At 29.7% G+C, this 16,515-nt stretch carries 18 protein-coding genes; 14 read left to right on the top strand and 4 right to left on the bottom strand.

Translation table 11 applies throughout. The annotated features are described in order from the left end of the window. The first annotated feature begins 11 nt into the window (after positions 1 to 11). From yqeK to QK892_RS03860, 3 genes are all read left to right on the top strand, one after another. Complete coding sequence (gene yqeK, locus QK892_RS03870) at positions 12 to 578, top strand: bis(5'-nucleosyl)-tetraphosphatase (symmetrical) YqeK (protein ID WP_317272208.1); 567 nt, start codon at positions 12 to 14, stop codon at positions 576 to 578. Between the two features lie 20 nt (positions 579 to 598). Next, positions 599 to 1,951 (top strand): LCP family protein, encoded by a 1,353-nt coding sequence (locus QK892_RS03865; protein WP_317272207.1) that lies wholly within the window; start codon positions 599 to 601, stop codon positions 1,949 to 1,951. Positions 1,952 to 2,248: 297 nt separating this feature from the next. After that, positions 2,249 to 3,145 carry an RluA family pseudouridine synthase gene (locus QK892_RS03860; RefSeq protein WP_317272206.1) on the top strand — a complete coding sequence of 299 codons (897 nt, stop codon included), beginning with the start codon at positions 2,249 to 2,251 and terminating at the stop codon, positions 3,143 to 3,145. Between the two features lie 137 nt (positions 3,146 to 3,282). Here QK892_RS03860 and QK892_RS03855 read toward each other — a convergent pair whose 3' ends face one another. Further along, positions 3,283 to 4,587 carry a D-alanyl-D-alanine carboxypeptidase family protein gene (locus QK892_RS03855; RefSeq protein WP_317272205.1) on the bottom strand — a complete coding sequence of 435 codons (1,305 nt, stop codon included), beginning with the start codon at positions 4,585 to 4,587 and terminating at the stop codon, positions 3,283 to 3,285. 155 nt (positions 4,588 to 4,742) lie between these two features. Between QK892_RS03855 and QK892_RS03850 the strand changes: the two genes are divergently transcribed. From QK892_RS03850 to QK892_RS03815, 8 genes are all read left to right on the top strand, one after another. After that, positions 4,743 to 5,399, top strand: coding sequence for a helix-hairpin-helix domain-containing protein (locus QK892_RS03850; RefSeq protein WP_317272204.1), 657 nt, complete (start codon positions 4,743 to 4,745; stop codon positions 5,397 to 5,399). A gap of 78 nt (positions 5,400 to 5,477) precedes the next feature. Then, a complete protein-coding gene (locus tag QK892_RS03845; RefSeq protein ID WP_317272203.1) occupies positions 5,478 to 5,693 on the top strand; it encodes a DUF350 domain-containing protein in 216 nt (71 codons plus the stop codon). A gap of 193 nt (positions 5,694 to 5,886) precedes the next feature. Next, the gene (locus tag QK892_RS03840) at positions 5,887 to 6,567 is read left to right on the top strand and encodes a hypothetical protein (protein WP_317272202.1); all 681 of its coding nucleotides are present in this window, start codon (positions 5,887 to 5,889) and stop codon (positions 6,565 to 6,567) included. A 20-nt stretch (positions 6,568 to 6,587) separates the two neighbouring features. Beyond that, positions 6,588 to 6,944: a hypothetical protein gene (locus tag QK892_RS03835; protein ID WP_317272201.1), complete on the top strand. Its 357-nt coding sequence runs from the start codon at positions 6,588 to 6,590 to the stop codon at positions 6,942 to 6,944. Positions 6,945 to 6,962: 18 nt separating this feature from the next. After that, entirely contained in the window at positions 6,963 to 8,318 is a 1,356-nt protein-coding gene (gene rlmD, locus QK892_RS03830; RefSeq protein ID WP_317272200.1) for a 23S rRNA (uracil(1939)-C(5))-methyltransferase RlmD, read from the top strand. Between the two features lie 206 nt (positions 8,319 to 8,524). Continuing rightward, positions 8,525 to 8,869, top strand: a complete 345-nt coding sequence (locus tag QK892_RS03825; protein WP_291707287.1) for a hypothetical protein — start codon at positions 8,525 to 8,527, stop codon at positions 8,867 to 8,869. A gap of 292 nt (positions 8,870 to 9,161) precedes the next feature. After that, the gene (locus QK892_RS03820; RefSeq protein WP_317272199.1) at positions 9,162 to 9,635 is read left to right on the top strand and encodes a hypothetical protein; all 474 of its coding nucleotides are present in this window, start codon (positions 9,162 to 9,164) and stop codon (positions 9,633 to 9,635) included. 423 nt (positions 9,636 to 10,058) lie between these two features. Further along, entirely contained in the window at positions 10,059 to 10,658 is a 600-nt protein-coding gene (locus QK892_RS03815; RefSeq protein ID WP_317272198.1) for a GNAT family N-acetyltransferase, read from the top strand. 676 nt (positions 10,659 to 11,334) lie between these two features. Here QK892_RS03815 and QK892_RS03810 read toward each other — a convergent pair. The 3 genes from QK892_RS03810 to rpiB are packed head-to-tail and all read right to left on the bottom strand — an operon-like array spanning position 11,335 to position 13,941. Continuing rightward, positions 11,335 to 12,606 (bottom strand): RuBisCO large subunit C-terminal-like domain-containing protein, encoded by a 1,272-nt coding sequence (locus QK892_RS03810; RefSeq protein WP_317272197.1) that lies wholly within the window; start codon positions 12,604 to 12,606, stop codon positions 11,335 to 11,337. After that, positions 12,599 to 13,420 carry a triose-phosphate isomerase gene (locus QK892_RS03805; protein ID WP_317272196.1) on the bottom strand — a complete coding sequence of 274 codons (822 nt, stop codon included), beginning with the start codon at positions 13,418 to 13,420 and terminating at the stop codon, positions 12,599 to 12,601. The genes QK892_RS03810 and QK892_RS03805 overlap by 8 nt, the downstream gene beginning before the upstream one ends. Before the next feature lie 56 nt (positions 13,421 to 13,476). Continuing rightward, positions 13,477 to 13,941, bottom strand: coding sequence for a ribose 5-phosphate isomerase B (gene rpiB, locus QK892_RS03800; RefSeq protein ID WP_317272195.1), 465 nt, complete (start codon positions 13,939 to 13,941; stop codon positions 13,477 to 13,479). A 244-nt stretch (positions 13,942 to 14,185) separates the two neighbouring features. Here rpiB and QK892_RS03795 point away from each other — a divergent pair, with 244 nt between their 5' ends. Genes QK892_RS03795 through QK892_RS03785 form a run of 3 tightly spaced genes read left to right on the top strand, consistent with a single transcriptional unit; the run spans position 14,186 to position 16,457 of the window. Beyond that, positions 14,186 to 14,641 carry a PTS sugar transporter subunit IIA gene (locus tag QK892_RS03795; RefSeq protein ID WP_317272194.1) on the top strand — a complete coding sequence of 152 codons (456 nt, stop codon included), beginning with the start codon at positions 14,186 to 14,188 and terminating at the stop codon, positions 14,639 to 14,641. A 57-nt stretch (positions 14,642 to 14,698) separates the two neighbouring features. Further along, entirely contained in the window at positions 14,699 to 15,010 is a 312-nt protein-coding gene (locus tag QK892_RS03790; protein WP_317272193.1) for a PTS sugar transporter subunit IIB, read from the top strand. 28 nt (positions 15,011 to 15,038) lie between these two features. Next, positions 15,039 to 16,457: a PTS galactitol transporter subunit IIC gene (locus QK892_RS03785; RefSeq protein WP_317272192.1), complete on the top strand. Its 1,419-nt coding sequence runs from the start codon at positions 15,039 to 15,041 to the stop codon at positions 16,455 to 16,457. Positions 16,458 to 16,515: the final 58 nt, after the last annotated feature.

Raw genomic sequence — 16,515 nt, 5'->3', positions numbered from 1 at the left:
GGGAGAGAATTATGATTAGTAAAGATGAAATGAGAATCTACCTTAAAAATAACTTGATTGAGAATAGATATATTCATACATTAGGCGTAGTTGATACAGCAATAAGATTAGCTAAAATGAATAAGGTAGATGAAGAAAAAGCAGAAATTGCTGCTTTAGCACATGATATAGCTAAAAATATGACAATATATGAATTAAAAGAAATCTTAGATAAAAATAATATTGAGCTATCTTATGATGAAGAAAAAAATCAAGAACTTTGGCATAGTATGGTTGGGCCTATAGTGGCTAAAGAAGTTTTTAAAATTGAAGATGAAGAAATTCTAAGTGCTATGAGATGGCATACCACAGGTAAAGAAAATATGAGCAAATTGGATAAAGTAATCTATATGGCAGATATGATAGAACCAAACAGAAACTTTCCAGGAGTAGATGCTCTAAGAAGAGAGAGTTTCAAAGATTTAGATAATGGAGTTCTTCTAGGCTTAAATCATACTATTAAGTATTTATTAAATAAGGGAGTACCTATTGATGTAAATAGCATTAAGGCAAGAAATTATTTATTGCTTCATAAATAATTAATTAGAGGGGAATTGAGATGGGTAATAGTAGAGAAGAATTTGAAAATAGAGGAAAAAGAAAGCTTACGAGAGAAGAGCAAATAAAAAGAAGAAAAGCAATAGAAGCTAAAAGGCGAAAAAGAAGAAGAAAGAGGATAGTTATTTCTATAATTACTATTTTCTTAATTTTAATTTTTTCAGGTGCTTTTTATGCATATTCTTTTATATCGGGTTTAAAGACAAATAGTTTAGGAACTGGGATAAAGCCAGCATCTTCAAGTTCTCCAATTAATATTTTGGTTTTAGGCATGGATGTTGGAGATACGGATAATCAGTCTAATAAGTCAATAAGAAGAAGTGATACTATAATGGTATTTAACTATAATCCAAATACTAAGAAGGCTCACTTGGTATCAATACCTAGAGATACTATGATTGAAGTTGATGGGTATTTGGATTCAGGAGAATATCAAAGATATTGGAAGATTAACTCAGCATATGCTTTAGGTGGAGAAGAAGAAATTACTACTCATGTTGAGTCATTACTGAATATAGATATCAATTATATTGTAGAGATAGATTATAATGCATTTAGAAGTGTTGTTGATGCTCTTGGTGGTGTAGAGATGACAATAGAGCAAGATATGTATTACGATGATGAGGCGCAGGATCTACATATAAACTTTAAAGCAGGAGAAACTGTACTTCTAGATGGAGAAAAGGCAGAAGAATTCTTTAGATGGAGACAAAATAATGATGGTACAGGATTGGCTAATGGTGATTTAGATAGAATAGAGAATCAACAATTATTTATTAGTAAGCTATTAGATAAAGTGTTAACGCCAAGTATAGTATTTAAAGTACCAAAAATATTAGATGTTATTAGTGAGAATGTAGATACTAATATTCCTGCTAAGGAGTTAATATCATTAGGACTAAAAGTGCTAAGATTAAATTCTTCTGATATCATAATGACAACTCTAAAAGGTCAGCCAGAAAATATCTATGGTCAAGATTTCTTAGTAGCATATGAAGATGATAATAGAGATTTAATTAATGCTTTAAATGCTAGTGATCCATCTTCTTCTAAAAATATTACATCAATAAATAGAGAAGATTTAAAGATACTAGTATTAAATGGTACTAAGATAGAAGGCTTAGCTTCTAGTGCTAGAGATAAGCTTTATTCATTAGGTTACTCAAATATTGAAGTAGGTAATACTACTACAACTGTTTCTAAAAGTGTTATACAAACTGATAATAAAGATTTAAGAGAAGTATTAAAAAGTGATATAGATATAGAAAAAATTGAGAAAATAAGTGATTCTGAAAATAAGGATTATGATATAGTAATACTTTTAGGTGAAGATTACAATTTATTTGGTAATTAATTATAATAGAGAATGAAAAATAAAGAATGTAGACTTAATGTCAAAATTCCTTAAGGAGTTTTGACAATTAATATATTTTTAGTAATTTAAAATAAATTACAATAATAATTTCACATTTTGGATTCTACATTTAATTGTAGTTTGGAATAAGTTATATCTATAATTTTAAATTAAATATTTTAATTTAGGAGCTGTAATAAACAGCTCCTAAAATCTATATTTTAGTAATTTGGAACAAATTACATCAACAATTTTACATTTTACATTCTACATTCTAAATTTATCTCAGGAGGACATATGAGTACTATAAAAAAAATAGCTCCTAAGGAGTATGAAGGAAGAAAAATAAGAGAATATTTAAAAGAAGAGCTTGGTCTTTCCTCTAGATTAATTAGGAGTGCATCAATAGATAAGAGAATATTTGCAAACAATAAAGCTGTTAAGATGAATTATATATTAAAAGGAAATGATAATATATTAATTAATTTAATGAAGAATGAAACACAAAATATAGACCCAGAAGATATTCCAATAGATATTGTTTATGAAGATGAAGATATCATAGTAGTAAATAAAGGTCCTAATATGGTGGTGCATCCTACTAAAAGGCATCAAAGTGGTACATTAGCAAATGCTTTAATGTATTATTTTAAAGAAAGTAATCAAAAGTGCATAGTTAGATTAGTAAGTAGGCTAGATATGGATACTTCAGGTCTAATAATAATAGCTAAGAATCAATATGCTCATATGGAATTATCTAAGGAAATGAGTTTGAATAATGTAGAAAAGAGATATTTAGCAGTAGTCCATGGACATATGGAAAATATGAGTGGAACAATAGATTTACCTATTTATAGACCGGAAGAGGAAGGAACTATAAAAAGGGTTGTTGATGATAGAGGACAAAGAAGTATAACTCATTATAAGGTGGTAGAAAGATTTAAGGATTCTGATTTAGTAGAGTGTTTATTAGAAACAGGAAGAACACATCAAATAAGAGTACATTTAAGTGCTTTAGGTCATCCTATATGGGGAGATACATTATATGGTAGTGAAGATGATAATAAGCTTATAGAAAGGCAAGCTCTACATGCTTATGGATTAGATTTTAAATCTCCAAGAACTAAAAAGCCTTTAACCTTAAGAGCGACAGTACCAGAGGACATTGAAACTTTAATTAATAACCTTAAATAATGAAATTAATAAAGACGGAAATTATAAAAAGATTGTCTTGTGACTAATTTTTTATAATTTCCGTCTTTTAGTATTGAGTTGGATAAATCCTATATAATTGTGACTTGGACATTTCAAGGCATCAATTAATATAAGATTTATTCACTTTTATACCTATTAAATCTAGGACGACTTTTTCTTACTATCCTTCTTTTATTTCTTCTTCTAGAAGTTATTATTATTCTTAAGATTAATAATAAAGCAAATGCAATAATTAATACATATAGTATATTCATTGGACTTTTAATAAAGTCTGAGAAGTTTTCCTTAAATTCAATCTTATCATTATATACTCTGTTAGCACCACTTACCAAATCTACTGTAGATACAGTTTCATCACCAATATTAATCTTCGCCTTATATAAGGTATCACCTAGATTTATATTCATCTTACTTATATCACTTTTATCATATTGAATTGAAAATTTAGGTGTTTCATAAGATTTTGATTTAGTATAATAAAAATCATTTTTAGCTAATAAAGGAAGAGTTATTTCATCATTAATTGTATATGTATCTAATGCTTCACCTTCACTAATTAACTTTACAGTTTCAAAATTATCAAAACCATAATCAAAAAGTGGACCAATGTTAGTGTAAAAATTATCTTTATCAGTGGCATTTAGGAAAGAAGCTATTAATATCTGATCCCCTTTTACAGCAGCTGCAGTATAAGTATGATTTGCTTCAGGTGTATATCCATTTTTCCCGCAATAAGCATTAGTATAGTAATAAGGACTATACTCATTAAAAAGTTGATTTCTATTTGTAGCCCATTTTTCACTACCATCAGAAAACGGTTGATCTACATATTTATAACAATCTGTTTGAGCAAGTCTTACAAATTCTTTATTATTAGCAGCAGCTTTCATTATAAGTGCTAAATCATAAGCAGTTGTTAAATGCCCTTCTTCATGAAGTCCACTAGGATTCTTAAAATTAGTATTTAAGGCTCCAAGTTCTTTTGCTTTAGCATTCATAAGTTTAGCAAATTCTGCATTAGAACCAGAAACGTATTCAGCTAAAGCTTCTGCACAATCATTTCCAGACTCTAATAAAAGTCCAAGCATAAGTTCTTCAACAGTATAAACTTCCCCTTTTTTTATACCAATTGCAGAACCATCTACTAAAGGTGGATTTTCGCCTATTGTAACTTTATCTGTTAATTTCACATTTTCAAGTACAACTAGTGCTGTCATTACCTTTGTTGTAGATGCAGGTTCATATTGAGTGTGCTCATTTTTTGAATAAAGTACTGTACCTGTTCTTCCATCAATTAAAACTGCACCTTCTGAATAAACAGGAGGGAGTTCAGTAGCATTTGCTTTAATTGGATTAATACCAATAAAAGCACTGCTCACAAGCAAAGCAGATAGAAGAAATTTCTTAAATAAATTTTTCATATCGATTCTCCCAATTAACTTTTTCATATAGACAAAATTATTTTATCAAAAATAACAAAATGTTTCTATATTTTATAAATAATAAAATGTAAATATATATATTTTTAATAAATAGTTAATAATTAAAAGGAATAATTATATAGTTGGAGGGCTTAATGGATAAGAAGATAAAAAGTATATTAACTGTAAGAAATTTGATATTAATTTTTTTAGGTTTATTTTGTATCATAGCTTCTTTTTATTTATATGGTAGAAATAAATCAAAAGTATTTAAAGATGAATATATGCAGAATATATTTGTGGAAGAAGAAAATACTGGGACAGATTTAGAAGAAGAAAGCATTACTTCTAGTGGAACAAATATAGCTAATTCTAATAAAAGTAAGATAATAGTAGAAATAAAAGGAGAGGTTAAAAACCCAGATGTATATGAAGTTGAAGAAGGTAGTATAATAAGGGATTTAATTAATGTAGCAGGAGGATTAACAGAAGAAGCTAATATAGATTCAATAAATAGAGCAGAAAAATTAATAAATAATCAGCTTATAGTCATTCCTAATAAAGATGGTGATATTAGTAGTGGAATAGGTATAAATACTGGAAGTGCAGTGTCTAGTGATGGAATAATAAATATCAATTCTGCTTCAATTAGTGACTTACAAAAAATAAATGGAATAGGAGAAGTAAAGGCACAAAGTATAATAGATTATAGAGAAAAAAATGGAGGGTTTAAATCCATAGAAGATATTAAGAATGTTGAAGGAATCGGAGATAAAACCTTTGAGAAAATAAAGGATAAAATAAGAACTTGAAAAATATTACAGAGAATTAATACATGCTAATATATTTTGTGATAAAATAAAAATATGTATTGAAAAGGGGGATCTGTTATGGAAGTAGTTTTTAGCACGCTTATGAATTTATTACTTAGTTTATTTTTTGGAGCTATGGGTATTCTTATATTAGTAATTGGATATAAAATATTTGATGCAATTATACCGGCTGATTTTAACAAGGAGTTAGAAAAAGGTAATATAGCAGTTGCTATATTTTTAGCAGGAGCTTTAATTGGAATAGCTATTATAGTATCACAAGTAGTAAAATAAATTAAAAGAGTTAAGATAAACATAAAAATAAAATTATCTTAACTCTTTTATTTAGATAATTATAGTATTAGGTAATATGACAGTTAAGTGTCAAGCACTTTTAATATGAGACCTTTAGTGTTATAATAAGATGAATTTAAGGAAAAATATTAGATATGCATATAAATACCACTTGCATTCTAAGGAGGATACTATGATAAAGAGAATTTTAGGAGTAATTTTAAGCGGAGTAGCAATTATATCTTTAGTGGCATGTAGTCCATCTACTAGTAAGAATGAAAATGAAATAAAGGTACAAGAAAGTGCTAAGGCTGATGAGAGCGAAAAAAAATTCATAGGAGAAGGTGAATGGGCAACAGATTATACTATGGATCAAGTAACTCAATTAAATAATGAAATTACTACAAGAATGGAAGAAGTATGTAACTTTTACGGATTAGAGTACATAAAGGATGAAAAAATTAAAGATGAAAATAATGAGAGTGTTAATGACAAATACGTTTATTTTGATAATTTAGATCCAGAGCCAAATAGAATGGAAAGCATGTATTATGGTTTCAAAACATATGGAACAGATATGGCAAGAGGTAGCTTAAATTTAAAAATAGGATTTAAGTTAGATTTAGATTTAATTAAAAATGAAGATAAGTTTGATCTTAAAGAAACGTCTATATCAAACTTTTCTGAAGCTATGACAAATAATCCAGATAGAGATTATTCTGAAATAAACGAAAATATAATAGATATTGTAAAGAATCAAAATGCAAATGGAACTATAGAGACTAACTTAAATGGATTAGTTGAAACTATAACTATAAAGGATGATTTTTTATTATATAAAATAGATTCAAAGACTTACAATTTTAAAAAGTAACTTTTTAGGAGGATTTCGGTTTGGATAATAAAGAATTAAACCAAGATGATGTTATAAACGAAGTTATAGAAGAAAATAAGGTAATAGAACCAGTAGATGCAGAAGTATATGAGGAAACAGAAGTAAAAGATGATAGCAAGGGAATAAGATTTTTAAAAAAGATTTTAGCTGGAGCAATTGATCAAATTATTAGTATTGCATTATCTCTATTATTATTAATAGTAGTAGATTTGTTGTTAAAACTATTTGGCTTCTATATTGTAGAAAGAGAGCCAATGTTCTTAATAATGTATATTATAGTTAATATAATATATGGACCAATTTGTGCATCAACTAAATTAAAAGATACTATAGGAAGAAAAACAGTGTTAAAATAATTGAAATTAGGAGTTAACATGAGAAAAGGAAGTACTATTCAAGTTAAAATAGATAAAACTGAGTTCCCATCAATGGGGATTGGGACTGCAGAAGGTAAAAAAATATATGTAAAGGGTGCTTTTCCAGGTCAAACAGTGAGTGGGAGAGTTAAAAAGAAAAGAGAAGCCTTTGCAGAATTAAAGCTTATGTCTGTAGATGAAAGAGCAGATTATGAAATTGAACCATCTTGTGAGCATTTCGGAATCTGTGGTGGTTGCACTTCACAAAATTTAACTTATGAAAAACAATTAGAACTTTTAAGTGAAGAGTTTAAAACTTTATTTGAAGAAGCGAACCTACCTCTTAACAATTATAAAGGGATAGTAGGAAGCAAGGAACAATGGGAATATAGAAATAAGATGGAATTCACTTTTGGTGACTTTGAAAAGGGTGGAGAATTAACTCTAGGAATGCACATGAAGGGGAAATCCTTTGGCATAATTACAGTAGATAAATGCTTAATAGTAGATGAAGACTTTAGAACTGTAATTAAAGCTACAGTAGATTATTTCAGAGCTCAAAACTTACCTTATTATAGAGTTATGAAAAGAGAAGGATACTTAAGACACCTAGTAATAAGAAAAGCTATTAATACAGGAGAATTAATGGTTAACTTAGTTACTACAACTCAAATTGATTTTGATTTAACAGAATATGTAGATATATTAAAAAATCTAAATTATAAAGGTGAATTAGTATCAATATTACATACAGAAAACAATTCATTTTCAGATGCAGTAGTGCCAGAAAAAGTTAACTTATTATTTGGAAAAGATTATATAACAGAAAATCTTTTAGGATTAAAATTCAAAATATCTCCTTTTTCATTTTTCCAAACGAATACTAAGGGAGCAGAAAGCCTTTATAGTATAGTTAGAGATTATCTAGGAGAATCAAATGATAAGGTAGTATTTGACCTTTATTGTGGAACAGGTACTATAGGCCAAATAGCAGCAGCTAATGCAAAAAAAGTTGTTGGTATAGAGCTTATAGAAGAGGCAGTTGAAGCAGCAAAGGAAAATGCTAAATTAAATAATTTAAATAACTGCGAATTCCTAGCTGGAGACGTAGCAGAAATAATAAAGAACGTTAAAGATAAACCAGATACAATAATTTTAGACCCACCAAGAAGTGGAGTACATCCAAAAGCATTAGAATACGTAATTAAATTTAATGCCAAGGAAATAATTTATGTATCATGTAATCCAAAAACATTAGTAGATAACTTACAAGTGTTATTAGGAGCAGGATATCAAATCGTAGAAAGCTGCGTAAAAGATATGTTCCCGAATACACCACATCTAGAAGCAGTAGTTAAGTTAGTAAAGAAATAAAGTAAGATAAATACAGGAGCCGAGCAAAATAAATGCTTGGCTCTTTTTTATTTTCATTTAATCCTATAGTTTCTTAAAGTCGAAGGTAGATAGAAATAATAAATATGATATAATTAAATAGCTAAAATATAATTAGTTTAATTATGAATATAGAATTGAAGTCAAAAAATAAATATATATAATAATAATTTAAAGAGGATAATAAGATGAAAGAAAAATTAATTAAGATAAGTGATATTGCAAAGGAATTAGGATTGAATTTAAAAGTTGTAACATCAACTAGCTTCTTTGAAAATTATAATAGTTTTTTTAATATATTTACTGAAACAGAAGAATACTGCAGAAGAATTCTAGTTCTTACAAAATTTAAAGAGCTTGAAGAGGTAAATGAGAAAGATCCAAGTAGTTCAATTACAGAACCAATATTAATTGAGGGAAACATTTGGATAATGGAATTTCCTTTAACAACAAATCCAGATAAGATTAATTTAGAAGAAATTGAAGTTTCAGAGGAGTTTTATAATAAAATAAGAAATATAGAGCTTGAATAAAGGGGATATTAAAGAAAATAATATAACTCAATGAAATTAACAAGAAAATAGTAATTAAAATTATAAATTTACTTAAGGAAACTATTATTAAAGACAGATAAATAGAGGAGTTGAGCAAGGGGATAAAAGTCAGCTTTAGTGGAAGAATACATAGTAAGAATGTTTTTTATCACTGAGCATTAAAGAAGTATTTAATATTTTATATAAATAGGAAATGTTATAAAAAATGACTTTAAAATAAATATTTGATAAAATTTATGATAGCAATTTTATGAAAAGGGATAGATGATAAATGGGATATAAAAAGATAAGAGTATTTATTATATCAGTAGTAGCTATATTATTTTTGCTTTTAGTACCACAACCACCACAACCATCACAACCATCACAACCACCACAACCTGCACAGCCATCACCTCCACCTATTCCGACTTATGGAATGTCTCCAAGTGAAATAGAGAGCAGACTTGTTGATTTAGGAATGACTTATGATACAGAAAGTAGTGGATATGGCATAAATGTATATGTTTCTTCAACAAAAGAAACTGTAATTGCTATAAGTAACAATGTTAAAATAGAATTATATAAGAATAATGCTACAGATGATTCAATAGTTAAGCAGGTATTAAATATGGCACTACCAACAGCTGGTAATGAGATTTACAATATGGTAAGTGATACATTTGGAAATCAAACTATTGAAAGAGATGGTAGGCAAGTTGAGCTATGGAATGCAGATGCTCCAATAGTAACAATTTATTATTAAAAGTTTAATAGTAAGTGTAGTCTCCAATTAAACTTTAACTAATCCGACTAAATAATAACTATTCTGAGGAAAGTTTAACTGGTGCATCTTTTATGCAGAGTTAAGGTTGATAGAGTAATAGGATAAAATAAGAAAGAATAATAAAACTAATGTAAGATAAATAGAGGAGCCATGCAAAATTATTGCTTAGCTCTTTTTTCATTATTCTTTAAATCTGACATACTAAAAAATTCAAACTTTTTTACAATGATGGTATTAGTGAGGTTCAGGGGAAGGGAAACTATGCCTATTTTTATGGTGAACTGAATTAGATAATATTTCTATTAAATTATGGGTCATAGCTAAAAACTATTTGCATACATTTAGAATGAATGTAAACATATAGTTTATGTAATTTTTCTATAAGAAAGGACAAGGAGAGATATGAATGATCTATATAAGTTGAAGAAGCAAGATATTGATGCAAGTTCTGATAGTATAGCAAAGGCCTTCTATGACTATCCAATGTTTCAGCATATATTAGCAGACAAGCTAAATCACGAAAATATAAAGCTTTTTCTTAAGTTTCTAATTAACTACTCAATTTTATATGGAAATGCGTATGCAAGTTCAAAGGAAATGGAAGGAATTATATTATTTACAGATTTTAAAGACTATAAGTTCAATTTGATTAGATCCATAAGATCAGGCATATTACCACTAATGAAAATCGGTGGGGATGCAGGAAAGAGATTCAATGAATTTGATAGTTTTACATTAAAAACGCATAAAAGAATAATGAAAGATAACCACCAATATATCATAATGATTGGAGTTAATCCAAGTAAACAAGGACAAGGATACGGCAAAAAATTGATGCTATCAGTACTAAAATTAGCAGAAGAAAATGGTCAATCTTGTTATCTGGAGACACATGGTGAAAAGAATGTATCTTTCTATAATAAGCTTGGTTTTAAAGTAGTATCTGAGGATATTCTACCGGGTACGGATATTGTTCAATATGCTATGTTAAAGGAGAAATAAGTATTAGAGAAGTCACTTAACAAGTCTATCATTTCACTGAAAAAGTATAACCTATAGAGGAAATAGTGAAAAAAGTTTCCTCTATGGGGTATTTTTATATATAATTAAAGTATAACTATAACTAAGAATAGTAAAAATACTATTTAAAATATATAGTGAAATTAAATATATAAATTTCAAAAGAAGGAGGGTTTTTTAGTGAATTATTAAATTTCTTTAATTAGTATATATAATATATGTTATTATCTAAGAGAAATTTACCTACACCACAGATTTATTTAGGAGATATACCTGTGTTTCTAATAATATTCTTTGTTCCAGCATTTTTTGAAGAGGTAGCTTGGTCTAGATATCTTTATAACTTGGATTTATGTAAAGGGCAATAAAAATAATTTAACTTCAGTTATTTATCATATGATGATTAATGTTAGTGTTTTTTTATTTCCTAATTACGGTTCTAATTATGATCCACTAATAGTTTCTTTAATTTTAATTATTATTGTAGTTATTATTTTAGTTGTAGATAAAATTAATAAAGATAAACGTAAGATCTAAGCAAGGAATTTTGCTTGGATATTTTTTATGTTGCTCTATAATATAATACTTTCAAAAAAGGGAATACCTATCTGAGGTATCCCTATTATAAAAATTTTAGTTTGTGCATAGTGAATTTGAATTAATGTTTGAATTGTTCTAAAGCTACCTTTAATTCTTTATGTTCTTCTGCAGCAACATCTAAACTTAGTTTTTTCATAGCAGCTTCTGTTGCTTGAAGCATAGCCTGTGCGCCAGCAGTAGCACCCATTGGGTGACCCTGGATGGCTCCTCCAGCTGCAAGAATAATATCAGAGCCAAAGTCATCAATAAAACGCTGTACCATGCCTGGATGAACTCCGCCACCACATATAGGCATAGTAGGCTTAAGATTATAGTATGGCAAGGTAAGTTGAAGTGCAGTTTTAAAATATTGCAAGGTAGTAAGAGGATATCCACCGTAAGGGGTATTCATCATAACCAAATCAGCTCCTGCAAGACGAGGGAATTTTCCAACTGATAGATGAGAGCCAAGTCCATTTAGAATGCCTTCGTTACATATGCTAGAAGCAGCATAGTGACCCATTACAGGAATTTCAATCTGTTCAGATATATGCTGGAATTGACTATAACCAATAGTTGAAAAGCACATCATTACAGCTTTTGCTCCTGCCTCTTGAACAGCTTTTAGTGTATCCAAAATCCTATCAGAGGAATCAGTGATATTACATATATAAATGACTTCTTTACCAGTTTTTTCATAAGCAGCTTTAGATGCTCTATTGTATGCTTTAACGCGATCAGCAGCCTTACAAAAATCGGGATTTCCAAGAAGTTCATCATCCTTTATAAAATCTACTCCCCCAAGAGCGGTTTCATAAAAAATTTTAGCTCCTAATTCCGGGGTAATTCCAGTACAGGGTTTAATCATATTTAATATTAGTGGGCGATCATAAACACCTGTAAGATTTCGAAGTCCTTCTATTCCAAATTTTGGACCCGTAAAATGATTTACGAAACTTTCAGGAAGCTGAAGGTCTACAAGTTTTACTTGGGCACTTGTAGAAGCATCATTACCTAATAATGTGGTTAGCATCATGGGAAATTGTGGACCAAAGTTAATTGTAGGATATGCAATTTGTATAAAGTATGAGCGTAAGTTACCTTGAATTTGAGTATATAGTTCATAGGGAGGAGCATCCATGATGTTCACCACTTTACCCATGTGATTTTTACGCATTTCTTCTGTAATACCTGGAATTGGAACCCATGTGCCGATAGTTTGTCCTATCGCCATACTTTCTGCTTTCCTAATTATATTAACATCTTTATCAAGTTCTATATAATAGGTAGCAAGAATATAGTCTTTGTTTTTAATATCTTCTGAAAGTGAATAAAGGTTAGAATCAATCATTATATTTCTCCTTATTTATTTTTTTTTCAATAAAAAGAGGAAGAACAGAGTGGATAATCTTATTAAAATTTATAGGGTCCCATGCACTTCTGCCAATGAATAATCCATCAATATTAGGCATCTTAATAAATAGCTGTGCGTTTGAATAATCCACGCTCCCTCCGTATAAGACAGGTATATCAGAACCTATTTCTTGTCCGAAAAGTTCAATTAGAGTATCTTTTATAACCCGGTGTTTTATATCAACATAACTTTCATTCGCGGGGATACCATTTACACCTATAGACCATACTGGCTCATATGCAATCCATAGATGCTTTTTGGCTTGTTCACTTGTTATAGAGTTAAGTCCAATTTTTATCTGTGTACGTAATACTTCATCACATAAATTGTAATTCTTTTGTTTTAATGTTTCTCCGACACATAATAGTGTTGTAAATCCGTGACTAGAAGATTTTGCAACTTTTTTTTCTTCGTCATAATCTGATTCGCCTAGGATATGACGACGTTCTGAATGACCAATCATCACTATCTGAACTCCAACCTCTTTCAAAATAAGAGGAGATACCTCTCCAGTAAGTTGTCCCTCATCTTCCCAAGAGATATTCTGTGCGCCAATAGAAATTATGCTATCTTGGGTGGCTTGCACTGCAGCATCTAAAGCTGGGAAGGATGGAATTACAAATAATTCTAAATTATTACTATCAATATTCTTTGTATGTTCAATTAGTTGAGTAAGATATTTTTTTGTATCGCTTATAGTTTTGTACATCTTTGTGTTAGTACCTATATAGAGTTTATCTAAACGGCTCATATATTTCTCCTTTCATACCCTATTTTTGATAAAAAAGCAGTTATTATTTTGATGATTCAGACTTTCATATTTTTCTTTTCAATTTCCTTTATAGCTTCAATCTTCGGAGAAGATGGACCATTTATAAATTCTTGAGATAGCCATTCTTTTAAAATTTTTTTTGCTAACTCAATTCCAATTACACGTTCACCAAAACATATGACATTACCATCATTACTAAGTTTTAGGCGTTCGCTTGAAAAAATGTCATGACATACACCAGCTCTAATGCCTGGAAACTTATTAGCGACCATAGCCATACCAAGACCAGTACCACAAATTAAGACTCCGTTTTTTATGAAATTACTATCAATGATACTACGGCAGACCTTTTCCGCAATATAAGCATAATAGGTGGAATCTTCAGAACTATTACAACCAACGTCTTCTACAGTATAACCGTTATTTTCTAGGTATTTTTTTAATTCATTTTTCATATGAATAGCTGCATTATCGCAGCCTATTACAATATGTCTATCCATTAATTACGACCTCCCATATAAAAATAATAATTTCCATAAAATGTAATATCTATATGTTATCACAAAGAAAATATGGAATCAAGAATAACCCCAAAAAAAACAAGTAAGAATTAAGTATAAAGTTTATTAAAACAAAAACAAAAAAACAAAAATATGAAAAAAAGTATTGTTTTACCAAAAATTGTATGCTAATATAAAATCATTAAAACGTATACAAAAATTTTAAATTAGAGGGGAAGGGAAAATGCTAAGAAAAGATCTAATTAGATTAAATGTTGATGCTAAGACGTCAGAAGATGCACTTAGAACTATGGCACAAGTATTTGTTGACCTAGGTATTGCAAAATCTACTTATCCTCAAGCTATCATAGAAAGAGAGGACAAGTATCCTACTGCACTACCTGCAGCTGCTTTTGATATAGCTATCCCGCATACATTTGCAGAGCATGTAAATGAACCAGCTATGGGTATATGTGTATTAAAGAAGCCTGTGGAATTTAAACAGATGGGTTCTCCAGATATTACTTTATATCCACAGATATTATTCATGTTAGCAGTTACAGATCCTAAAGATCAGATATCTATTTTACGTAAAATTATGATGTTAATTCAGAATTCTGACGTACTAAAGAAAATTAAAACAGCAACGACGGTTGATGAGGTGTACTCTATTGTAAATTCACTTATTTTTGAAAAATAGATTTACAAAGGGGAATTAAATAAAAACTATTTAGTATAGAGAAAGGAGAGGATTTTAGTGAAAAGTAAAACTATCAAATTACTAACTGTATGTGGTTCAGGAATAGTGACATCATCAATGATAGCTAATAAGTTGACAGAAATGTTTGAGGAGGAAGGATATGATGTAAAAGCTATGGAGGCCAATCCAAGCGAGTTAGCAACATATATTGCAAGAGAACATTATGATTTAGTGGCATATGCAAGTCCCATAAATGAAGCTGATTTAAATGGAACTCCAGCACTTCCAGCTATTAGTTTAATTACAGGTAGGGGCGAAGATGAATTTTTACAAAAAGCTTTAGAAATTTTAAAAGCTGCGGGAAAGTAATTTTCTATAACTTAAAGGGGGGAGTATCATGGAATTATTTATAAATGCTGTAAAAGCTTTTTTCGATACATTTAGTGCAGTTGTATTTGTACCAATTATTATGTTTATTATCAATATTGCTTTTAAGGTTAAACCAAAAAAGGCATTTATTTCAGCTCTTTCAGCTGGTGTAGGTCTTCAGGGATTTAATCTCGTAATAGGTGCTTACAGCCCGATTATTCAACCAATCATTTCTCGTATGGTGGAAGCTACAGGCATTAATCTACCAGTATATGATGCTGGATGGCCAAATACTTCTGTAGTAGCTTATTCAACACAAGCTGGTATGATATTCATAGTTATTGCAATATTACTACAGGTAATACTTTTCTTAACTAAATATACAACTGTTTTCCAAGCAGGTGATCTTTGGAATAATTATTCTTATTTCTGCTGGGGATCAATGTTATTTGTGTTAACAGGCAATATGTTTTTAGCTATTTGTTTGATGACCATGCAATTGTTAATTACTCTTCTTATAACCGAAGTAATTGCAAAGAGATGGTCAACGTATTATGGATATGAGGGATGTACTATTGCCTCACTTCATACAGCTACTATAGCAGTAATAGCAATTCCTCTTAACTGGTTGATGGATAAGTTTGGATTGTACAAAATTAAGATGGATCCAGAGAGTATGCGTAAGAGGCTAGGGAGTATAGGTGAACCAATGACTTTAGGTTTAATTCTTGGTATAGTTATTGGAATAGCGGGAAATATAACTAGAATTGGTGAGCTTAAAGCGTGGGGAGAAATCCTTAGTTGTGGTGTTGCTACTTCAGCTGTTATGTCTGTGTTCCCAAAGATTTCATCAATTTTTTCAGGAGCTTTTACATCTATAACAGAAGCATCAAAGAAAAAGACAAAAGGTTTCAAAGGAGAATGGTATTTGGCAGTTAATGATGCAACCGGTTATGGTGAGACGGCTACACTTGTATCAGGACTATTAACAATGCCTATTATACTAATACTAGCTTTTGTATTACCTGGAAATACAACACTTCCAATGGTAGACCTAGTTGCTATTCCTTACTGTATACAGCCAATAGTTGCTATGTCTAATGGTAATGTTCTTAAATCTGTTATTGGTTCTACTATCGTTGGTGTTATATTCTTATATGTATGTTCAGCATGTGGAGTTACTTTCACAGAAGTAGTTCAGGTTGCGGGTGGTAGTCTTGGAGCAAATGGAGCTATGATGGTTACTTCTTTCATTATAATTGGACAACCAATTGGATACCTCACATTCTTAATATTCGCAAGTCAGAATATATTCCTTATTGGATTATTGGTAGCTGTATATGCTGTTAGTTATGTAATAATTCGCAAGAATAAAGATAAGATTCATGATGCATTGGAAAGACAGGCTCTAAATCCAACTGGGAAAACGTTGGAAATGACGTCATAACATTTTAATAAAGATAAAAAGCTGCACTATTGATATATTAGTGTAGCTTTTTAAAAAG

The organism is Clostridium lamae, assembly GCF_033043255.1.
GTDB lineage: Bacteria > Bacillota > Clostridia > Clostridiales > Clostridiaceae > Clostridium > Clostridium lamae.
Note: the sequence above shows the minus strand (reverse complement) of the source record. Positions and strands in the feature narration are given on the sequence as shown.